2 protein-coding genes are annotated in these 2,499 nt (G+C 61.2%); both read right to left on the bottom strand.

Translation table 11 applies throughout. From position 1 onward, the window contains the following. Nucleotides 1-55: 55 nt before the first annotated feature. Nucleotides 56-868 carry an IS21-like element helper ATPase IstB gene (istB, locus tag ABLE85_RS23845; RefSeq protein ID WP_348795186.1) on the bottom strand — a complete coding sequence of 271 codons (813 nt, stop codon included), beginning with the start codon at nt 866-868 and terminating at the stop codon, nt 56-58. Next, entirely contained in the window at nt 858-2,387 is a 1,530-nt protein-coding gene (istA, locus tag ABLE85_RS23840; protein WP_348795185.1) for an IS21 family transposase, read from the bottom strand. The genes istB and istA overlap by 11 nt, the downstream gene beginning before the upstream one ends. Nucleotides 2,388-2,499 lie beyond the last annotated feature (112 nt).

Here is a 2,499-nt window from a genome sequence, read left to right as displayed (position 1 = left end):
TGTTGATTTCCGCCAGGAACTGACCCGGGATTTCCGCCGAGAATTGACCCGCCTTTCAGGTATGTTTCGGTTCGGTGGTGGTGGTCAAGGTCCTGCTTTTCTCCTTCGTGGTTTTGGTCTCATGCGCTGAGCTGTTCTTGAACCGGAAGCTGTCGTTTCCGGTTTCGAGGATGTGACAGTGGTGGGTCAGGCGATCGAGCAGTGCGGTGGTCATCTTGGCGTCCCCGAAGACGCTGGCCCATTCGCTGAAGCTGAGGTTGGTGGTGATGATGACGCTGGTGCGCTCGTAGAGCCTGCTCAACAAGTGGAACAGCAATGCCCCACCTGACGCACTGAACGGCAGGTAGCCAAGTTCGTCGAGGATCACGAGATCGGAGTGGACGAGACGATTGGCGATCTGGCCGGATCGACCTTGTGCTTTCTCCTGCTCGAGCGCATTGACCAGCTCCACGGTCGAGAAGAACCGGACACGCTTGTGGTGATGCTCGATCGCCTGAACGCCGATCGCCGTTGCGATATGCGTCTTTCCTGTGCCGGGACCGCCGACCAGGACGATGTTGTTGGCTTCGTCGGTAAACTCGCAGCGATGGAGCTGACGCACCAGAGCCTCATTGACCTCACTGCTTAAGAAGTCGAAGCCGTTGAGGTCGCGGTAGGCCGGAAAGCGCGCCGTCTTGAGCTGGTAGGCGACGGATCGAACCTCCCGTTCCGCGGTCTCGGCCTTGAGGAGTTGGGACAGGATCGGAAGGGCGGCTTCGAATGCCGGCGAGCCCTGTTCGGTCAGTTCACCGACCGCCTGGGCCATGCCGTGCATCTTCAGGCTCCTGAGCATGATGACGATAGCGCCGCTCGCAGGATTATGACGCATGGCGCACCTCCATGGCCTTCCTCAAGGCATCGTAGCGCTCGACATTGGCCTTGGGCTCGTTGGCGAGCGCCAAGGCCTGCGGCGCATTCACGGTCGGCGGTGTGAAGGTTTTGCCATCGACCAGGCGATGCAGCAGGTTCAGCACATGCGTCTTGGTCGGGACACCGGTCTTCAGTGCCATCTCGACGGCGGACAGCACGGCTTTCTCGTCGTGCTGAAGAACAAGCGCCAGGATGTCGACCATCTCACGATCCCCGCCCGGCTTCTTGAGCAGGTGCTGCTGCAAGGTCCGGAATGCGTCTGGAAGCTCGGTGAACGGTGCGCCGTTGCGCAGCGCACCCGGTTTGCGCTGCACGACCGCCAGATAATGCCGCCAGTCGTAGACGGTCTGGCCGGGGCGATCATGCGAACGGTCGATGATGCGGCGATGCTCGCAGACGATCTGGCCTTCAGCGGCGACGACGACCCGATCCGGGTAGACCCGAACGCTCACCGGCCGATTGGCGAAGGATGCCGGAACGCTGTAGCGGTTGCGCTCCAGATGCACGAGGCAGGTGGGCGAGACCCGTTTGGTGTATTCCACAAAGCCGTCGAACGGACGCGATGTCGGCATAAGGGACTGTCTTTCCTCGGCCCAGATATCGGCAACGGTGCCGCGCATCTGGCCATGGGCGGTCTGCGCCCAGAGTTCCTTGCAGCGCTGCTCCAGCCAGTCATTCAGGGCTTCCAGCGATGGAAAGCGCGGCGTGGGCTGCCACAGCCGATGGCGCGCATCCTGGACGTTCTTCTCGACCTGCCCCTTCTCCCAGCCCGACGCCGGGTTGCAGAACTCGGGTTCGTAGAGATAGTGGCTGGCCATCGCCTGGAAGCGGATGTTGACGTCGCGCTCCTTGCCGCGGCCGACCTTGTCGATCGCCGTGCGCATATTGTCGTAGATGCCGCGCCGGGGAACGCCGCCGAAGACACGGAAGGCGTGATTGTGGGCGTCGAACAGCATCTCGTGCGTCTGCAGGAGATAGGCCCGGACGATGAAGGCGCGGCTGTAGCCGAGCTTCGTATGCGCCACCTGCAGCTTCGTGCGCTCATTGCCGATGATGGCCCAATCCTCTGACCAGTCGAACTGGAACGCTTCACCTGGCTCGAAGGCCAGCGGCACGAAGGTCCCGCGTCCTGACATCTGCAGTTCTCTCTGCCGATCGGCTTTCCAGTCTCGAGCGAAGGCTGCCACGCGGTTGTACGAGCCGTTGTAGCCGAGCGCCCACAGATCGGCGTGCAACTGCTTCACAGTGCGCTTCTGCTTGCGGGGTTTGTTCGCCTCCGTCTTCAGCCAGGCTGACAGCCGGTCGGCAAAAGGATCGAGCTTGCTCGGCCGCTCCGGAATCTTGAACTTCGGTTCCACGCTACCCGACCGCAGGTATTTGCGGATGGTGTTCCGGGACAGTCCGCTCCTGCGGCAAATCTCCCGGATCGATAAATGTTCTCGAAAATGCCAGCGTCGGATCACGCTCAATAACGCCATGTCGATCACTCCATAGCCCCCGCTGAAAACACGCGGGGCAAGGTTCAAACATGGGTCACTTCTCGATGGAAATATTCGCTAATCCCGGGTCAGTTCCTGGCGGAAATCAACA

The sequence above is a fragment of the Mesorhizobium sp. KR1-2 genome, from assembly GCF_040045035.1.
In the GTDB taxonomy this organism is placed as follows: Bacteria; Pseudomonadota; Alphaproteobacteria; order Rhizobiales; family Rhizobiaceae; genus Pseudaminobacter.
This window is presented reverse-complemented; position numbering and strand designations above follow the sequence as displayed.

Coding starts and splice junctions, on each gene's coding strand:
- istB (WP_348795186.1), bottom strand. CDS start 868: ATGCGTCATAATCCTGCGAGCGGCGCTATCGTCATCATGCTCAGGAGC.
- istA (WP_348795185.1), bottom strand. CDS start 2,387: ATGGCGTTATTGAGCGTGATCCGACGCTGGCATTTTCGAGAACATTTA.